A 17,736-nucleotide genomic window follows, 5' to 3' on the forward strand; every position below is an offset into this window, starting at 1 on the left:
GTGTACCTGATTGGACTGACCGGCGGGATCGCATCCGGAAAAAGCACCGTGGCGCGGAGGCTCGCCGAACTCGGCGCCGTGCACATCGACGCCGACCAGCTGGCACGGGTCGCGGTGGAACCCGGCACCGCCGCGCTCGACCAGATCGGCCGCTCGTTCGGCCCCTCGGTGATCGCGTCGGACGGCAGCCTCGACCGGGCGGCACTGGGGGCCGTCGTCTTCGCCGACCCGGCGGCGCTCGCGCTGCTCAACTCGATCGTGCACCCGGCCGTGCGTTCCCTGTCGAACCGAATGATCCATGAGGCCTCGGAGAGCGACCCGCACGCGGTCGTGGTCTACGACGTCCCCCTGCTGGTGGAGGCGGCCGTCGACCACCCGTTCGACCTGATCGTGGTCACCCACACCGACGAGGCCGCCCGGGTGCGGAGGATGGTCGACCTCCGCGGCATGCCGGAGGCGGAAGCCGTGCGCCGGATCCGGTCCCAGGCCAGCGACGCCGAGCGCCTGGCCGTCGCGGACGTCGTCATCGACACCACCGGCACGCTCGGCCACACCCTGGCCCAGGTCGACGACCTCTGGCACCGTGTGCGGGCCGCCGCCGAGACGACTGTCAGTGGTGCTCCATAGACTGGAGGCATGGAACCCACGCGCTCTGTACATCCGTTCGAGGTCGTGAGCGAGTACACCCCCAGCGGTGACCAGCCGACCGCGATCGCCGAGCTGGCCGGCCGGATCAATGCCGGTGAGACCGACATCGTGCTGCTCGGTGCCACCGGGACCGGGAAGTCGGCGACGACCGCCTGGCTGATCGAGCAGGTGCAACGCCCCACACTGGTGCTCGCCCACAACAAGACCCTGGCCGCGCAGCTGGTGAACGAGTTCCGTGGGCTGATGCCCAACAACGCCGTCGAGTATTTCGTCTCCTACTACGACTACTACCAGCCGGAGGCCTACGTTCCGCAGACCGACACCTTCATCGAGAAGGACTCGTCGATCAACGCGGAGGTGGAGCGGCTGCGGCACTCCACCACCAACTCGCTGCTGAGCCGGCGCGACGTGATCGTCGTGTCCACCGTCTCCTGCATCTACGGCCTCGGCACCCCCGAGGGCTACCTCGAGGCCATGATCGCCCTGCAGGTCGGCCAGAAGGTCAGCCGGGACTGGCTCGTCCGCCGGTTCGTCGCCATGCAGTACCAGCGCAACGACGTCGACTTCTCCCGGGGTCACTTCCGGGTGCGGGGCGACACCATCGAGATCATCCCGATGTACGAGGAACTCGCGATCCGGATCGAGATGTTCGGTGACGAGATCGAGGCGCTGTACAGCCTGCACCCGCTGACCGGAGACATCGTGCGCAAGCTCGACTCCGTCTCCGTCTTCCCCGGATCGCACTACGTCGCCAGCACCGAGGTCATGCAGCGCGCCATCGGCACCATCCAGGAAGAGCTGGCCGAACGCCTCGAACAACTCGAGCGTGAGGGCAAGCTGCTGGAGGCGCAGCGCCTGCGCATGCGCACCACCTTCGACCTGGAGATGATGGAGCAGATCGGTTTCTGCTCCGGGATCGAGAACTACTCGCGGCACATCGACGCCCGCCAGCCGGGGGAGGCGCCGCACTGCCTGCTCGACTACTTCCCCGACGACTTCCTGATGGTCATCGACGAGTCGCACGTGACCGTGCCCCAGATCGGCGCCATGTACGAGGGAGACTCCTCCCGCAAGCGAACCCTCGTCGAACACGGTTTCCGGCTCCCCAGCGCCCTGGACAACCGGCCGCTCAAGTTCAGTGAGTTCAAGGGCAGGGTCGGCCAGACCGTGTACCTGTCCGCGACCCCCGGCAAGTACGAGATGGGGATAGCCGACGGCGTCGTCGAGCAGATCATCCGCCCGACCGGGCTGATCGACCCGCAGATCGTCGTGAAGCCCAGCAAGGGGCAGATCGACGACCTCCTCGAGGAGATCCACAAGAGGGTCGAGCGCAACGAACGGGTGCTCGTCACGACCCTGACCAAGAAGATGGCCGAGGAACTCACCGACTTCCTCACCGAGGCCGGGGTGCGGGTGCGCTACCTGCACTCCGACGTCGACACCCTGCGCCGGGTCGAACTGCTCACGGAGCTCCGCGCCGGCGTCTACGACGTGCTCGTCGGAATCAACCTGCTGCGGGAGGGCCTCGACCTGCCCGAGGTGTCGCTGGTCGCCATCCTCGACGCCGACAAGGAAGGCTTCCTCCGCTCGGCGACCTCACTCATCCAGACCATCGGCCGAGCCGCCCGCAACGTGTCCGGCGAGGTTCACATGTACGCCGACCGGCTCACCGCCTCGATGGAACGCGCCATCGACGAAACCGACCGCCGGCGCGAGAAGCAGGTGGCCTACAACACCCTGCACGGGATCGACCCCACCCCGCTCCGCAAGCGGATCGCGGACATCACCGAGGTTCTCGCCCGGGAGGAGGCAGACACCGCCGAGCTCCTGGCCGGCCGCACCGAGCGGCGCAAGGGGAGCGCCCCGACCCCTCGCCGCCAGGGCCTGGCCGCGAACGGCGCCAACGACCTGGAGTCGATCATCGCGGACCTGAATGGCCAGATGCTCGAGGCTGCCGGGGAACTCAAGTTCGAACTCGCGGCGCGGCTGCGTGACGAGGTGTCCGAGCTGAAGCGCGAACTGCGCCAGATGGAGAAGGCCGGCCACATCTAGCCCGCCGTGCTCGAACACCTGCGCCACTGAATTCCGAATTGTCGAACATGTGTTCGCTCAGGGCGTGTTGCTGGCGCACCGGAGTGTCGGCGGCACTGCATAGACTCGAATGGTGTCAATTTCCAAGGTAGAGTCCGGGTCAAAACTCAGTGTTCGCGGCGCACGGGTGCACAATCTGCACAACGTGGATCTGGAGATCCCTCGGGATTCCCTTGTGGTCTTCACCGGGCTGTCCGGGTCGGGCAAGTCATCGCTCGCCTTCGACACCATTTTCGCGGAGGGCCAGCGCCGCTACGTCGAGTCGCTGTCCGCCTACGCGCGCCAGTTCCTCGGCCAGGTCGACCGCCCCGACGTCGACTTCATCGAGGGACTCAGCCCCGCCGTCTCGATCGACCAGAAGTCCACCAACCGCAACCCCCGGTCCACGGTCGGCACGATCACCGAGGTGTACGACTACATGCGACTGCTGTGGGCGCGGATCGGTGTGCCGCATTGCGCCGTCTGCGGTGAGGTCATCCAGGCCCAGACCGTGCAGCAGATCGCCGACCAGCTGATGGAGCTGGAGGCCGGCATCCGCTACCAGGTGCTCAGCCCCGTGGTCTCGCAGAAGAAGGGCGAGTTCGTCGACCTGTTCAAGGAACTCGCGGCCGGCGGTTACTCGCGGGCGATCGTCGACGGCACGCAGATCCAGCTCAACGAGCCGCCCGTGCTCAAGAAGCAGATCAAGCACGACATCTCCGTGGTCGTCGACCGGCTCGTTGCCGGGCCGGAACTGCTCAGCCGGCTCACCGACTCCCTCGAGACGGCGCTCAAGCTCACCGACGGCATCGTGCAGATCAACTACGTCGACGGCGAGGGCGACGACGCCTGGCAGAGCTACTCGGAGAAGCTCTCCTGCCCCAACAACCACCCCGTGCAACTGACCGAGATCGAACCGCGCACCTTCTCGTTCAACGCGCCGTTCGGCGCCTGCCCCGAGTGCTCAGGACTCGGCACGCGCATGTCCGTCGACGCCGACCTCCTGCTCGGCGACCCGGAGCTCAGCATCGCCGACGGCGTCGTGCTGCCCTGGACCACCCAGGGCAAAGGCCTGTTCCAGTACTACGAGAAGCTCCTCGACGGGCTCTCCCGCGACCTCGACTTCTCCCTCGACACCCCCTGGGGCGAGCTGCCCGCCGAGGTGCAGAACGCCGTGCTCCGCGGCGACAACTTCGAGGTCAAGGTGAAGTGGAAGAACCGCTACGGCCGGGAGATGAGCTACACGTCCGGTTTCGAAGGCGTCGTGCCCTACATCGAACGCCAGTACCTCCAGGCCGAATCCGACACCCAGCGGGCGCGCTGGGGCGAGTACCTGCGCGAGGTCGACTGCCCGGTCTGCTCCGGCACCCGGCTCAAGCCGGAAGTCCTCGCCGTGCTGGTGCACGGGTCGAGCATCGCGGATGTCTGCAACCTCAGCCTGACCGACGCCCGCTCGTTCATGAACAAGCTCGAGCTCACCGACCGCGAATCGACCATCGCGGCGCAGGTGCTCCGGGAGATCAAGGCCCGGCTGGACTTCCTGATCCGGGTCGGCCTCAACTACCTCAACCTGGCCAGGGCCGCGGCGACGCTGTCCGGCGGTGAGGCGCAGCGCATCCGTCTCGCCACCCAGATCGGCTCAGGCCTCACCGGCGTGCTCTACGTGCTCGACGAACCGAGCATCGGGCTGCACCAGCGGGACAACCGCCGGCTGATCGAGACCCTGGTGGCCCTGCGCGACCTCGGCAACACCCTGATCGTCGTTGAGCACGACGAAGACACCATCAAGACCGCTGACTGGATCGTCGACATCGGGCCGGGCGCCGGCGTCAACGGCGGCCATGTCGTGCACTCCGGCTCCTACGAGAGCCTGCTGACCAACAAGAAGTCACTGACCGGCGACTACCTGGCGGGCCGCAAGATCATTCCCACGCCGAGTACGCGACGCGAGATCGACCCGGCCCGTGAGATCACCGTGGTCGGGGCTGAGGCGAACAACCTCCGCAAGGTGTCGGTGAGCTTCCCCCTCGGCACGTTCACCGCCGTCACCGGGGTCAGCGGCTCCGGCAAGTCGTCGCTGGTCAACGACATCCTCTACCGGGTCCTCGCCAACCGCCTCAACGGCGCACGCAAGCTGCCCGGAAGGCACACCAGGGTCACCGGCCTCGACCATCTGGACAAGGTCATCCACGTCGACCAGGCTCCGATCGGGCGGACCCCCCGTTCCAACCCGGCCACCTACACGGGCGTCTTCGACAAGATCCGCACCCTGTTCTCCGAAACGATCGAGGCGAAGGCGCGAGGCTACCTGCCGGGCCGGTTCAGTTTCAACGTCAAGGGCGGCCGCTGTGAGGCCTGCTCGGGCGACGGCACGATCAAGATCGAGATGAACTTCCTGCCCGATGTCTACGTCGCCTGTGAGGTGTGCGGGGGAGCGCGGTACAACCGGGACACCCTCACCGTGCACTACAAGGGCAAGAACATCGCCGAGGTGCTCGACATGCCCATCAGCGAGGCGGCGGAGTTCTTCGAGCCGATCTCGGCCATCCATCGATTCCTCAAGACCCTCGTCGAGGTGGGCCTCGGCTACGTGCGGCTCGGCCAGAGCGCCACCACCCTCTCCGGCGGTGAGGCCCAACGAGTCAAGCTCGCCACGGAACTGCAGCGCCGCTCCAACGGGCGCAGCGTCTATGTGCTTGACGAGCCGACCACCGGGCTGCACTTCGAAGACGTGCGCAAGCTCCTGCTGGTGCTGAACAGCCTCGTCGACAAGGGCAACACCGTCATCGTGATCGAACACAACCTCGACGTCATCAAGTCCGCGGACTGGGTGATCGACCTCGGCCCCGAGGGCGGGTCCGGCGGCGGTCGCGTGCTCGCGACCGGTACCCCGGAGCACGTGGCCACCGTCAAGAAGAGCCACACCGGGAAGTTCCTCAAGGAGGTCCTGGCGGCGCAGTAGGCGCGGACCAGGGGAGGCCATGTCCGACGCGCTGAGTTACCGCCCCAAGGCGGGCGAGATCCCGACCCGCCCGGGGGTGTACCGGTTCCGTGACGAGACCGGTCGCGTTCTCTACGTCGGCAAGGCGAAGAACCTCCGGGCCCGGCTCAGCAACTACTTCGCGCCGTTGGGCAGCCTGCACGAACGCACCAGGCGGATGGTCACCACGGCCACCTCCGTGGAGTGGACCGTCGTCGGCACCGAGGTGGAGGCGCTGCAACTCGAGTGGACCTGGATCAATGAGTTCGATCCTCCCTTCAACGTGCAGTTCAAGGACGACAAGTCCTACCCTTACCTGGCGGTCACCCTGGCCGACGAGGCGCCGCGCGCCCTTGTCACCCGCACCACCGGCATCCGCGGGGCCCGCTACTTCGGGCCGTACCCGAAGGTCTGGGCGGTGCACGAGACCATCGACCTGATGCTCAAGGCATTCCCCATCCGCACCTGCAACAACGCCAACTACAAGCGGGCGATGCAGTCCGGCAAGCCCTGCTTCGCCGGTCAGATCGGGCGGTGCTTCGGACCGTGCTCCGGAACGGTGACCATCGAGGAACACCGCGTCATCGTCAACGAATTCGTGAGCTTCCTGGGCAGCCAGGACCGCAAACTGATCAACCGGCTGACCACGGAGATGAAGGTGGCCGCGGCCGAACAGCAGTACGAAACGGCCGCCAAACGGCGTGACCAGATCCGCGCCCTCGATGCGGTGCTCGAAAAGAGCGCCGTCGTCCTCCGCGACAACGTCGACATCGACCTGTTCGCGTTCGACGAGGACGAGCTCGCGGCCGCCGTCCAGCTGTTCATCGTGCGCGGCGGACGAATCCGCGGTGTCCGCGGCTGGATGGTCGACAAGGAACTCGACCTGTCCACCAGCGAACTCATCGACTCGATCATGCAGACCGCGTACGGCGGGGATGCCGTGCCGCCGCGGGAAATCGTGGTTCCCGAGCTGCCCGACGACGCCGAGGCCCTCGAGGGCTGGCTCGCCGGCATCGCCGGACGAAAGGTGCGGATCCTCGCCGCCCAGCGAGGTGACAAGGCGGCCCTGCTCGCGACGGCGACGCAGAACGCCAAGCACGCCCTGATGCTGTACAAGACGCGGCGAAGTTCGGACTTCGTGGCGCGCTCCAAGGCGCTGGAGGACATCCAGGAAGCCCTGGGGATGCCGTCCGCGCCGCTCCGGATGGAGTGTTACGACGTGTCGCACCTGAGCGGCACCAACATTGTCGCCTCGATGGTCGTCTTCGAGGACGGCCTGCCCCGCACCGACGAATACCGCCGGTTCGGGATCCCGGAGTCGACGGACGACACCGACTCCATCTACCGCACGCTGACCCGGCGTCTGGCCTACCTGATCCCCGATGACGCACCGGATGCGCCCGCCGACGACGCCGGCGAGGCGCCGGTCAAGCGGCGCAAGTTCCGCTACCAGCCCAACCTGCTCATCGTCGACGGGGGGCAGCCGCAGGTCACGGCCGCGGCCCGGGCACTCCGGGAATCGGGGGTCACCGGCATCACCCTCTGCGGCATCGCCAAGCGGCTCGAGGAGATCTGGCTGCCGGACTCGGACTACCCCGTCATCCTGCCCAGGAACAGCGACGCGTTGTTCCTGATCCAGCGGATCAGGGACGAGGCGCACCGGTTCGCGATCACCCATCAACGGGCCAGGCGCAAACGGGACATCTCCACCGTCCTCGGCGAGATCCCGGGCCTCGGCCCCGCGCGTGTCAAGGTTCTGCTGCAGCATTTCGGCTCGGTGGCTCGTCTGAAAGAAGCCTCGGCGGAGTCGATCGCCGAGGTCCGGGGGATCGGCCCCGGCCTCGCTGCCACGATCCATCAGCACTTGCGCGCCTGAAGGCCCCGGCCGGTCGGTAGGCTGGACACGCGATATCCACCACAACCGAAGGCGCCAGAGCGAATATGACAACGGAGAACGACAAGCAGGAGATGCTTATCGTGACGGGCATGTCCGGAGCGGGACGCTCGACCGTGGCCAACGCCTTGGAAGACCTCGGCTGGTACGTCGTGGACAACCTGCCCCCGCAGATGCTGCGACCGCTGGTGGAACTGGTCAGCCGGGCCGGCACCAGCCTGCCGAAGATCGCCGCCGTCGTCGATATCCGCGGCCGGGGCTTCTTCACTGACTTCCAGGAGATCGTCCAGTCCCTGCGCAAGAGCGCCCGCGTCAGGGTCATCTTCCTCGAGGCCCGGGATGATGTGCTCGTGCGCCGGTTCGAGTCGGTGCGCAGGCCGCATCCGCTCCAGGGTGACGGCACCATCCTCGACGGGATTTCGGCCGAGCGCAGCAAACTCAGCGCCGTGCGGGAATCCTGCGATCTGGTGATCGACACCTCGGACCTGAACATCCACCAACTGGCCACGACGATCACCGACCGGTTCGCGGCGGCCGACACCGCCGGGGTCAACGTCACCCTGATGAGCTTCGGCTTCAAGTACGGCCTGCCCACGGATGTCGACATGGTCGCCGACGTGCGCTTCCTGCCGAATCCCTTCTGGATCCCCGAGCTCCGCGCCCACACCGGGCAGGACGCCGAAGTCCGTGACTTCGTGCTGGCCCAGACCGGCGCGGTGGAGTTCCTGGACAACTATGCGGCGGCACTGGAACCTGTCCTCGCCGGCTACCAGCGTGAGAACAAGCGCCACGTGACGATCGCGGTCGGCTGCACCGGAGGCAAGCACCGTTCGGTCGCGATGTCGGCCGAGATCGCCGGCCGGATCAAGAACTTTCCCGGGGTAGCGGTCAGTCTCAAGAACCGCGACCTCGGACGAGAATAACCACGGCCGACGGTGCCTGGAAACAGCCACCGGGCCCAGCCAGAACAACTCCCGGCCGGGACAAGGCCAGGACAACAGAATGGACAAGCGATTGGCACTCACGGCCGACGTTAAAGACGAACTCGCTCGCGTCGAGGTTTCGAAGACCACGGTTCGGGCCGCTGAACTGGCCACCATCCTTCGGTTCTCCGGCGGACTCCACATGATCTCCAGCCGGATCGCCATCGAATCCGAGCTCGACACCGCACTGCTCGCCCGCCGCGTTCGCAAGGACCTGGCCGAACTGTACGGGGTGCGCAGCGACGTCTCCGTCATCGCCGCCTCCGGGCTGCGCAGGACGAGTCATTTCCTCGTGCGCGTCCTCGACGGGGGAGAGACCCTGGCCAGGCAGACCGGGCTGCTGGACGCCAGGCGGCGCCCGATCCGCGGGCTTCCGAACCGGCTGACCACAGGGTCGAAGGAAGAGATCGCCGCCGTGTGGCGGGGCGCGTTCCTGGCCCACGGCTCATTGACCGACCCGGGGCGCTCCGCTGCCCTCGAGATCACCTGCCCGGGCAACGAAGCGGCGATGGCTCTCGTCGGTGCGGCCGGGCGCCTGGGCGTGGTCGCCAAGGCGAGGGAGGTGCGCGGGGTCCACCGGGTGGTCATCCGCGACGGCGACGCGATCGGCGCGATGCTCGTGCACATGGGCGCCCAGGACACCGTGCTCAACTGGGAGGCACTCCGCCAGCGCCGGGAGGTGCGAGCCACCGCGAACCGGCTCGTCAACTTCGACGACGCCAACCTCCGCCGGTCCGCGCAGGCCGCCGTCGCCGCCTGCGCCCGGGTTCAGCGGGCGATGGAGATCCTCGGCACCGACATTCCCGAGCACCTGCGCTATGCGGGGGAGTTGCGCCTCTCGTTCCGGGATTCAAGCCTTGACGAGCTCGGCCATCACGCGGACCCGCCGATGACCAAGGACGCCGTCGCCGGCAGGATCCGCCGCCTGCTCGCGATGGCGGACAAGAAGGCCGCCGACCAGGGGATCCCCGGAACCGACGCCGATCTGCCCTCCGACCTCGACGAGGTCTGATTCCGCCGTTCGTCACGCGGCCAGCTTGACCTGAGTAGACTAGATAGGTCGCTCACTAACTGGTGGCGGAGCAATTACCGCCGACAAATTCAGAGGAGATACACATTGGCTGAATACACACTCCCGGCCCTCGCCTATGACTACTCGGCGCTCGCGCCGAGCATCAGCGGCACCATCATGGAACTCCACCACAGCAAGCACCACCAGGCTTATGTGACCGGGGCCAACACCGCCCTCGCGCAGCTGGCCGAAGCCCGTGATTCCGGGCAGCTGACCTACGTCAACAAGCTTGAGAAGGACCTCGCCTTCAACCTGGGCGGGCACGTCAACCACTCGATCTTCTGGACCAACCTCTCCCCGGACGGCGGCGACAAGCCCACCGGCGACCTGGCCAGCGCCATCGACGACAACTTCGGCTCCTTCGACAAGTTCCAGGCCCACTTCGCGGCCACCGCGCTCGGAGTGCAGGGTTCCGGCTGGGCAGTGCTCGCCTGGGACTCGATCGGCCAGCGTCTGATCATCCAGCAGTTCTTCGACCAGCAGGCCAACTTCGCCGCCGGCACGATCCCGGTGCTGATGCTGGACGTCTGGGAGCACGCGTACTACCTCGACTACCGCAACGTGCGTGCGGACTACGTGAAGGCATTCTGGAACATCGTCAACTGGGCGAACGTCCAGGAACGCTTCACGATCGCACGCGAAAAGACCAACGGGTTGCTCCTGCTCTCATAGCAGGACCGGCCCCCGGGAGGGGGCCGGCACCCCGTCCAGTTCACCCACAAGAAACGCGCTTCGGCGCACAAGATTAGGAGACATTCGTGTCTGTAAAGATTGGTATTAACGGATTTGGCCGCATTGGCCGTAATTATCTTCGCGCCGCCCTCGCCCAGGGCAGCGACATTGAGATCGTCGCCGTGAACGACCTCACCGACACGAAGACGCTGGCTCACCTCCTTAAATATGACTCCATCACCGGGCGCCTCGCCGCGACCGTCTCGGTTGACGGCGACTCGATCCTCGTCAACGGCAAGCCGATTAAGGTCCTCGCCGAGCGCGACCCGGCCAACCTCCCGTGGGGTGCGCTGGGCGTCGACATCGTCATCGAGTCCACCGGTCGTTTCACCAAGGCCGACGACGCGCGCAAGCACATCACCGCCGGCGCCAAGAAGGTCATTGTCTCCGCTCCCGCCACCGGCGAGGTCGCGACGATCGTCATGGGCGTCAACGAGCAGGACTACGACCCGGCCAAGTTCGACATCATCTCCAACGCGTCGTGCACCACGAACTGCCTCGCGCCGCTGGCCAAGGTCTTCAACGACAACTTCGGCATCAAGTCCGGTCTGATGACCACGATCCACGCGTACACGGCCGACCAGAACCTTCAGGATGGCCCGCACTCCGACCTGCGCCGCGCTCGCGCCGCCGCGCTCAACATCATCCCGACCTCGACCGGTGCCGCCAAGGCGCTCGGCATCGTGCTCCCGGAGCTCAAGGGCAAGCTTGACGGCTTCGCGCTTCGCGTCCCGGTTCCCACCGGTTCCATCACCGACCTGACCGTCATCGCCGAACGCCCGGTGACCGTCGAAGCCATCAAGGCCGCCTACAAGGCAGCAGCCGAGGGCCCCCTCAAGGGAATCCTGATGTACACCGAAGACGAGATCGTCTCCAGCGACATCGTCACGGACCCGCACTCCTCCATCTTCGATGCCGGACTGCTGCGCGTCATCGGCGACCAGGTCAAGCTGTCGTCCTGGTACGACAACGAGTGGGGTTACTCCAACCGCATGGTTGACCTCACCGAACTCGTCGCCAAGAGCCTCTAACCGAGGCCCACGGTGACACTTCGAACAATCGAATCACTGGGGCAGCTCCACGGCAAGCGGGTCATCGTCCGTTGCGATCTCAATGTTCCGTTGAAAGACGGAGAGATCACGGACGATGGCCGCGTTCGCGCGTCCCTGCCCACCATCAAGGCGCTGCTCGTCCAGGGCGCCCGAGTCGTGATCGTCTCGCACCTCGGCCGGCCCAAGGGCGCACCCGAGGACAGGTACAGCCTGGCCCCGGTCGCAGCACGCCTGGCTGAGTTGCTGGGCAGCGACGTCGCGTTCGCCACCGACACCGTCGGCGAGTCCGCGACGGCTGCCGTCGCAGCCCTGGCCGACGGTGACGTCGTCGTACTGGAGAACCTCCGGTTCAACGCCGGGGAGACCAGCAAGGTCGACGCCGAACGCGTTGCGTTCGCCAATGAGCTTGCCGCTCTCGGTGACGTGCTCGTCTCGGATGGCTTCGGTGTCGTCCACCGCAAGCAGGCCAGCGTGTTCGACCTGGCATCGATTCTGCCCAGCGCCGCCGGTCTGCTGATCGCCGCGGAGCTCGAGGTCCTCGATCGCCTCACCGAGAAGCCGGAGGCACCGTACACGGTCGTCCTCGGCGGCTCGAAGGTGTCGGACAAGCTCGGCGTGATCGGTCACCTCCTGCCGCGGGTCAACTCGCTGCTCATCGGTGGCGGAATGCTCTACACGTTCCTCGCAGCTCAGGGCCACAAGGTGGGCGCGAGCCTGCTCGAGGCCGACCAGATCGAAACCGTTCGCGGTTACCTGGTCGAGGCTGAGCGCCTGGGTGTGAAGATCGTCCTGCCGACGGATATCGTCGTGGCGGCGAAGTTCGCACCCGATGCCGAGCACGTGATCACCACGGCCGACTCGATCGAGGACACCGCATTCGGTGCCACCGGCATGGGCCTGGACATCGGCCCGGAGACGGCCGCGGCGTTCGCCGCGATCATCAGTTCCTCGAAGACGGTGTTCTGGAACGGCCCCATGGGCGTGTTCGAGTTCGCACCGTTTGCGGAGGGCACCCGTGTGGTGGCCGCCGCCCTGACTGAGGTCGATGGGCTGAGCGTCGTCGGAGGTGGCGATTCCGCCGCCGCCGTGCGCACGCTCGGTTTCACGGACGATCAGTTCGGTCACATCTCAACCGGCGGTGGCGCCAGCCTCGAATTCCTCGAAGGCAAGCGCCTGCCAGGACTGGAGGTCCTCGGATGGCAGTAAACGACAACCCGCGGCGCACCCCGCTGATCGCGGGCAACTGGAAGATGAACCTGGACCACCTCCAGGCCATCGCGTTCGTGCAGAAGCTGGCATGGAACCTCAAGGATGCGAAGCACGACTTCTCAGCCGTCGAGGTTGCCGTGTTCCCGCCGTTCACCGATCTCCGTTCGGTGCAGACGCTCGTGTCCGCTGACAAGCTCCCGCTCGCCTACGGCGGGCAGGACCTGTCGGCACAGGACTCCGGCGCCTACACCGGCGAGATCTCCGGCGCGTTCCTCTCGCAGCTGGAGTGCCAGTACGTTCTGATCGGTCACTCCGAGCGGCGCACGCTGCACGGCGAGAACGACGAGCAGGTCGCTGCCAAGGTCAAGGCCGCGCTCAAGCACAACCTGGTTCCGATCATCTGCGTCGGCGAGACCGCCGCAGACCTGGAACTGCACGGCCCGAGCGCCGTGCCGGTTGCGCAGTTGAAGGCGGCCCTGACCGGCGTCTCCAACGCGGCGGACATCGTCGTGGCCTACGAGCCCGTCTGGGCGATCGGGTCCGGCCAGGCTGCCACTCCGGAGCAGGCCGAGCAGGTTGCGGCCCAGCTCCGCACCGTGCTGAAGGACACCCTCGGGGAAGATGTGGCCGCCAAGACCCGCATCCTCTACGGCGGTTCCGTCAAGGGCGTCAACATCGCCGGCTACATGCGCGAACCCAATGTGGATGGCGCCCTCGTCGGCGGAGCAAGCCTGGACATCGACGAGTTCTCCAGCATCGTGCGTTTTCAGAAGCACGTTGGACTGTAGCACCGGTTACACCGTCTGAGGCAACCCGCCGTCCCCCGAACCGGGGGACGGCGGGTTGTGACGTGAGTCAGGCTATGATTATCACTGATCTTGGTGGGGCAAGTGCCCCATCGCACTGTGAAAGGTTTCGCGTGGGTATTCTCCAGGTAGTGCTGCAGGTTTTGCTCGGCATTACGAGCCTCCTGCTCACCATGCTCATTCTGTTGCACAAGGGGCGTGGCGGAGGACTGTCCGACATGTTCGGCGGCGGTGTGACCTCGAACCTCGGCGCTTCCGGCGTCGCCGAACGAAACCTCAACCGCATCACCGTGATCCTGGGTCTTTTGTGGATCTCGTGCATCGTCGTGCTCGGCCTGATCACGAAGTTCGACGCGGGCCTCTGATCCACGTCGCGAGGCCGGGGTTGATTCCCGGCCGAACGAAATCTGCACGACCCGTTCAACCCGACATCGGTTGAAACGGCCAATCAGCTTCAACGCCCCTTTCTAGCGGAGGAACATCATGGCATCTGGTGGCAGCGCAATTCGTGGCTCCCGTGTAGGAGCTGGCCCCATGGGCGAGCAGGACCGCGGTTTCCACGCGGACCGGATCAGGGTTTCCTATTGGGACGCCCTGGGCAATGAGACCGTCCGGTACTTCGCGGCGAACCTCCCCGACGAGGAAATCCCGGAGACCATCGACTGCCCGTCATCCGGCCTGCCTGCCGGGCGCGACAAGGAGAACCCGCCGTCGGTGGTGAAGCTCGAGCCGTACAAGACGCACCTCGCCTACGTGAAGGAGCGTCGCACGGAGGAAGAAGCCGAATCCCTCCTCGAAGAGGCGCTCCAGCAGTTGCGGGTTCGTCGCGGGAAGCTCTCCGCCACCAACTAGCATCCTGTCGTCCGATCCCCGGTTCCGGACGACACAGAGCGGCCCCCGATAAATCGGGGCCCGCTCTTTTTGTCGCCGCCCTCTTCTCGTCTGGGCCGGCTCGCGCAGCCTGCTTCCGAGTCAGGTCAGAAGGTCGACGCCGTGAGGTTCTCCGGGACCTCTGCGGCGGCTTCCTTGTCGACGAAGAAGTTCGTGTACCGGCGTCCCTTGATCCCGGCCACGGGAACCTCGTCACGGCTCGCGCCGGCGAGGGCGAGCCCGAGGGCGGATGCCTTGTCCGGCCCGGCGAGGACCATCCAGATGCACCGGGAGGAGTTGAGGGCTGGCCGGCTCAGGCTGAGTCGTTCCGCGGGGGGCTTGGGGGAATCCCGGACGGCGAGCACACTCGCCTCCGATTCCCTGATCCCCGGCTGGTGCGGGAACAGCGACGCGACGTGCCCGTCAGGGCCGACGCCAAGGAACGTGATGTCGAAGCGCGGAAGGGCAGTGCCCTCGATGGACGCGGCCTCGAGCTGGGCCGCGTAGGCGGCGGCCGCGGAATCGAGATCGATGCCCTCGTCCGACGCCGCAAAGGGGCGGATGTTGGCCTCGGGGACCGCGATGTGGTCGAGGAGGGCGTTCCGCGCCTGCAGTTCGTTGCGTTCGGGGTCGTTCTTCGGCACCCAGCGCTCGTCGCCCCACCAGAAGGTGACCAGGTCCCAGTCAATGGTGTCCCTGGCGGCTGAGGCGTTGATCGCCTCGAGCACCTCGTTGGCGACGGAACCGCCTGCGAGCACCACATTGATCTCGCCCTGCTCGTGCAGGATGTCCACGGCCGTCGTGATGAATCGAGCCGCCACCGACGCAGCGAGGGCGGCCCGGTCGGGGTGTACGAGTACGCGTCGTTCGTTGGTCACGGTCGTCCTTCGGTTTGATCTGCGACCACATCGTCAAGGTGCGGGAGGCCGCGCGTGATGACCTCACCATACAGCTCATCAGGATCGAGGCGGCGCAACTCGTCGCTGAGGCAGTCGCGGAGACTGCGCCGTTTGAGGGTGAGGTCCTGCACCGGCTGGCCCGGCTGGGTGAGGGTGGCGATGCCGGGCACCTCGCGCTCGAGCGAGATCACCCCGGCCGCCCGGGTGAGGTGCACGCCGCGGATGCCGCTGGACAGCGGGTCGGTGGTGAACTCGTAGCTGACCGGAACCTGCAGCTGCAACTGCAGCCAGGCCGCCAGCAGCGCCGTCGACGGGGAATCCGACGCACCGGACACCTGAACGGCTGTGACGGGCTGGTAGGGCGGCTGGTCGAGGACCGCGGCGAGCTGGGCTCGCCACAAGGTCAGCCGGGTCCAGGCGAAGTCGGTGTCACCCGGGCGGTAGGAGGTGCAGAGGTGATGCAGTGCGGCCTGCGGGTCGAGCTGCGCGGACGCATCCGTGATCCGGCGGTAGGCGATGCGTCCGAGCGGGGACTCGGCGGGCACGGCAGGGGCCACACCGGGCCACCAGGCGACGACGGGAGCGTCCGGCAGCAGCAGACCGGTGACCAGGCTTTCCGGGTCGCTGGCGGCCTCGCCGTAGGCGCGGAGCACGATGACCTCGCTCGCGCCGGCGTCGCCGCCGACCCGGATCTCCGCGTCGATGCGTGGTGTCGTGGCCAGGCCCTTGTCATCGAGCGCCTGGGTGGACACGACGATGACCCGCATCGGGTGTTCGCGGGAGGCGTCGTTCGCGGCCTCGATGGCCTCCTCTTCATGGCCCATCGTCGACGCGATGATCAGGGTGAGGACCCGGCCGAGAGCGACCGCGCCGCCCTCTTCGCGGATCCTGACCAGGGCCTTGGATATCTTGGAGGTGGTGGTGTCGGGAAGATCGACGATCATGGGCGTCTCCAGTGTCGGCCGTCGCGAGACAGCAGTTCATCGGCTGAGGCCGGGCCCCAGGTTCCCGGACGGTACTGCTCCGGTTGTCCCTGCTCGGCCCAGAACTCCTCGATCGGATCGAGGATCTTCCAGGACAGTTCCACCTCTTCGTGCCGCGGGAAGAGGGGCGGGTCGCCGAGAAGCACGTCGAGGATCAGGCGCTCGTAAGCCTCCGGGCTGGCCTCGGTGAAGGCATGGCCGTAGCCGAAGTCCATCGTGACGTCTCGCACCTGCATGCCCACACCCGGCACCTTGGAACCGAATCGGATTGTGACGCCCTCGTCGGGCTGCACTCGGATCACGAGGGCGTTCTGGCCGAGGTCGGCCGTGTTGCCCTTCGCGAAGAGATGCTGCGGCGCGCGCTTGAACACGACGGCGATCTCGGTGACGCGGCGTCCGAGGCGTTTGCCTGCCCGAAGGTAGAACGGCACCCCCGACCAGCGACGGGTGTCGATCGTGAGGCGGAGCGCCGCATACGTCTCGGTGACCGATTCAGGGTCCATGCCATCCTCCTCGAGGAAGCCGAGGACCTTCTCCCCGCCCTGCCAGCCGCCGGCATACTGGCCTCTGGCCGTGCCGGTGGCGAGGTCTTCCGGCAGGCGGATCGACGCCAGCACCTTCTCCTTCTCCGTGCGGAGGTCTGCCGCGTCGAAGGAGATGGGCTCCTCCATCGCGGTGAGGGCCAGGAGCTGGAGCAGGTGGTTCTGGATCACGTCCCTGGCCGCGCCGATCCCGTCGTAGTAGCCGGCCCGGCCGCCGACGCCGATGTCCTCGGCCATCGTGATCTGCACGTGGTCGACGTAGTTGGCGTTCCAGATCGGTTCGTACAACTGGTTGGCGAAACGCAGCGCCAGAATGTTCTGGACCGTCTCCTTGCCCAGGTAGTGGTCGATCCGGAAGACGGAGTCGGGCGGGAAGACCGACTCGACGACGTCGTTAAGTTCGCGCGCGGTCTGCAGGTCGCTGCCGAACGGCTTCTCGATGACGACACGCCGCCATTGCCCGTTTTTCTGTTCCGCCAACCCGGACCGCCTCAGTTGCTCGGTCACCTGCGGGAAGGCCTTCGGCGGGATCGACAGGTAGAACGCGTGGTTGCCCATCGTTCCGCGTTCCTCATCGAGCGACGCGATCGTGTCCTTGAGACGCTCGAACGACTCGTCGTCGTCGAACGTCCCCGGAACGAAACGGATGCCCTCGGCCAGCTGAGCCCAGACATCCTCATGGAACTCGGTGCGGGCGAACTCCTTGACGGAGTCGTGCACCACCTTCATGAAGTCCTCGTTGTCCCAGTCCCGCCGGGCGAAGCCGACCAGGGCGAACCCGGGCGGCAGCAGGCCCCGGTTGGCCAGGTCGTAGACGGCCGGCATGAGTTTCTTCCGTGAGAGGTCTCCGGTCACGCCGAAAATGACGAGGCTGCTGGGCCCCGCGATTCGATTCAGGCGGTAGTCGGAGGGCGATCGCAGCGGGTTGAACTCCGGGGTGATTTCCACCGGGGACATGCAGCTCCTTCAGGGTGTGCACAGCGGCGTGGCCGTGGC

Annotated in this window: 15 protein-coding genes; 12 read left to right on the forward strand and 3 right to left on the reverse strand. The window is 66.6% G+C overall.

Features of this window, described 5'->3' with window-relative positions; all coding sequences use genetic code 11:
• From coaE to IWX89_RS10730, 12 genes are all read left to right on the forward strand, one after another.
• Window positions 1-627, forward strand: a complete 627-nt coding sequence (gene coaE, locus IWX89_RS10675; RefSeq protein ID WP_196903549.1) for a dephospho-CoA kinase — start codon at window positions 1-3, stop codon at window positions 625-627.
• A 9-nt stretch (window positions 628-636) separates the two neighbouring features.
• Window positions 637-2,700, forward strand: coding sequence for an excinuclease ABC subunit UvrB (gene uvrB / locus IWX89_RS10680; protein ID WP_196903550.1), 2,064 nt, complete (start codon window positions 637-639; stop codon window positions 2,698-2,700).
• A 109-nt stretch (window positions 2,701-2,809) separates the two neighbouring features.
• On the forward strand, window positions 2,810-5,680 hold the full coding sequence (uvrA, locus tag IWX89_RS10685; RefSeq protein ID WP_196903551.1) for an excinuclease ABC subunit UvrA: 2,871 nt from the start codon (window positions 2,810-2,812) through the stop codon (window positions 5,678-5,680).
• A gap of 19 nt (window positions 5,681-5,699) precedes the next feature.
• The gene (gene uvrC, locus IWX89_RS10690) at window positions 5,700-7,574 is read left to right on the forward strand and encodes an excinuclease ABC subunit UvrC (RefSeq protein WP_196903552.1); all 1,875 of its coding nucleotides are present in this window, start codon (window positions 5,700-5,702) and stop codon (window positions 7,572-7,574) included.
• 65 nt (window positions 7,575-7,639) lie between these two features.
• Window positions 7,640-8,515: an RNase adapter RapZ gene (gene rapZ, locus IWX89_RS10695; protein WP_196903553.1), complete on the forward strand. Its 876-nt coding sequence runs from the start codon at window positions 7,640-7,642 to the stop codon at window positions 8,513-8,515.
• A gap of 91 nt (window positions 8,516-8,606) precedes the next feature.
• Window positions 8,607-9,587 (forward strand): DNA-binding protein WhiA, encoded by a 981-nt coding sequence (gene whiA, locus IWX89_RS10700; protein ID WP_196903650.1) that lies wholly within the window; start codon window positions 8,607-8,609, stop codon window positions 9,585-9,587.
• Window positions 9,588-9,692: 105 nt separating this feature from the next.
• Window positions 9,693-10,319, forward strand: coding sequence for a superoxide dismutase (locus IWX89_RS10705; protein ID WP_134506632.1), 627 nt, complete (start codon window positions 9,693-9,695; stop codon window positions 10,317-10,319).
• 86 nt (window positions 10,320-10,405) lie between these two features.
• Window positions 10,406-11,410, forward strand: a complete 1,005-nt coding sequence (gene gap / locus IWX89_RS10710) for a type I glyceraldehyde-3-phosphate dehydrogenase (protein ID WP_196903554.1) — start codon at window positions 10,406-10,408, stop codon at window positions 11,408-11,410.
• A gap of 12 nt (window positions 11,411-11,422) precedes the next feature.
• Entirely contained in the window at window positions 11,423-12,637 is a 1,215-nt protein-coding gene (gene pgk / locus IWX89_RS10715) for a phosphoglycerate kinase (RefSeq protein WP_196903555.1), read from the forward strand.
• Window positions 12,628-13,428: a triose-phosphate isomerase gene (gene tpiA / locus IWX89_RS10720; RefSeq protein ID WP_196903556.1), complete on the forward strand. Its 801-nt coding sequence runs from the start codon at window positions 12,628-12,630 to the stop codon at window positions 13,426-13,428. Before pgk ends, tpiA begins: the two co-directional genes overlap by 10 nt.
• 131 nt (window positions 13,429-13,559) lie before the next feature.
• Window positions 13,560-13,811: a preprotein translocase subunit SecG gene (secG, locus tag IWX89_RS10725; protein ID WP_134523892.1), complete on the forward strand. Its 252-nt coding sequence runs from the start codon at window positions 13,560-13,562 to the stop codon at window positions 13,809-13,811.
• A 118-nt stretch (window positions 13,812-13,929) separates the two neighbouring features.
• Window positions 13,930-14,298, forward strand: a complete 369-nt coding sequence (locus tag IWX89_RS10730) for an RNA polymerase-binding protein RbpA (RefSeq protein ID WP_196903557.1) — start codon at window positions 13,930-13,932, stop codon at window positions 14,296-14,298.
• 125 nt (window positions 14,299-14,423) lie between these two features.
• Here IWX89_RS10730 and pgl read toward each other — a convergent pair whose 3' ends face one another.
• The 3 genes from pgl to zwf are packed head-to-tail and all read right to left on the reverse strand — an operon-like array spanning window position 14,424 to window position 17,697.
• Window positions 14,424-15,194: a 6-phosphogluconolactonase gene (pgl, locus tag IWX89_RS10735; protein ID WP_196903558.1), complete on the reverse strand. Its 771-nt coding sequence runs from the start codon at window positions 15,192-15,194 to the stop codon at window positions 14,424-14,426.
• Window positions 15,191-16,159 carry a glucose-6-phosphate dehydrogenase assembly protein OpcA gene (locus tag IWX89_RS10740; protein WP_196903559.1) on the reverse strand — a complete coding sequence of 323 codons (969 nt, stop codon included), beginning with the start codon at window positions 16,157-16,159 and terminating at the stop codon, window positions 15,191-15,193. Before IWX89_RS10740 ends, pgl begins: the two co-directional genes overlap by 4 nt.
• On the reverse strand, window positions 16,156-17,697 hold the full coding sequence (gene zwf / locus IWX89_RS10745) for a glucose-6-phosphate dehydrogenase (protein ID WP_196903560.1): 1,542 nt from the start codon (window positions 17,695-17,697) through the stop codon (window positions 16,156-16,158). The genes IWX89_RS10740 and zwf overlap by 4 nt, the downstream gene beginning before the upstream one ends.
• Between the last annotated feature and the right edge of the window lie 39 nt (window positions 17,698-17,736).

The sequence above is a fragment of the Cryobacterium sp. MP_M3 genome, assembly GCF_015752155.1.
Lineage (GTDB): Bacteria > Actinomycetota > Actinomycetes > Actinomycetales > Microbacteriaceae > Cryobacterium.

Bases quoted from the DNA above. Each gene is read 5' to 3' on its own strand.
- uvrB (WP_196903550.1), top strand. From the start codon at position 637: ATGGAACCCACGCGCTCTGTACATCCGTTCGAGGTCGTGAGCGAGTAC.
- uvrC (WP_196903552.1), top strand. From the start codon at position 5,700: ATGTCCGACGCGCTGAGTTACCGCCCCAAGGCGGGCGAGATCCCGACC.
- rapZ (WP_196903553.1), top strand. From the start codon at position 7,640: ATGACAACGGAGAACGACAAGCAGGAGATGCTTATCGTGACGGGCATG.
- tpiA (WP_196903556.1), top strand. From the start codon at position 12,628: ATGGCAGTAAACGACAACCCGCGGCGCACCCCGCTGATCGCGGGCAAC.
- uvrA (WP_196903551.1), top strand. From the start codon at position 2,810: ATGGTGTCAATTTCCAAGGTAGAGTCCGGGTCAAAACTCAGTGTTCGC.
- IWX89_RS10730 (WP_196903557.1), top strand. From the start codon at position 13,930: ATGGCATCTGGTGGCAGCGCAATTCGTGGCTCCCGTGTAGGAGCTGGC.
- IWX89_RS10740 (WP_196903559.1), bottom strand. From the start codon at position 16,159: ATGATCGTCGATCTTCCCGACACCACCACCTCCAAGATATCCAAGGCC.
- zwf (WP_196903560.1), bottom strand. From the start codon at position 17,697: ATGTCCCCGGTGGAAATCACCCCGGAGTTCAACCCGCTGCGATCGCCC.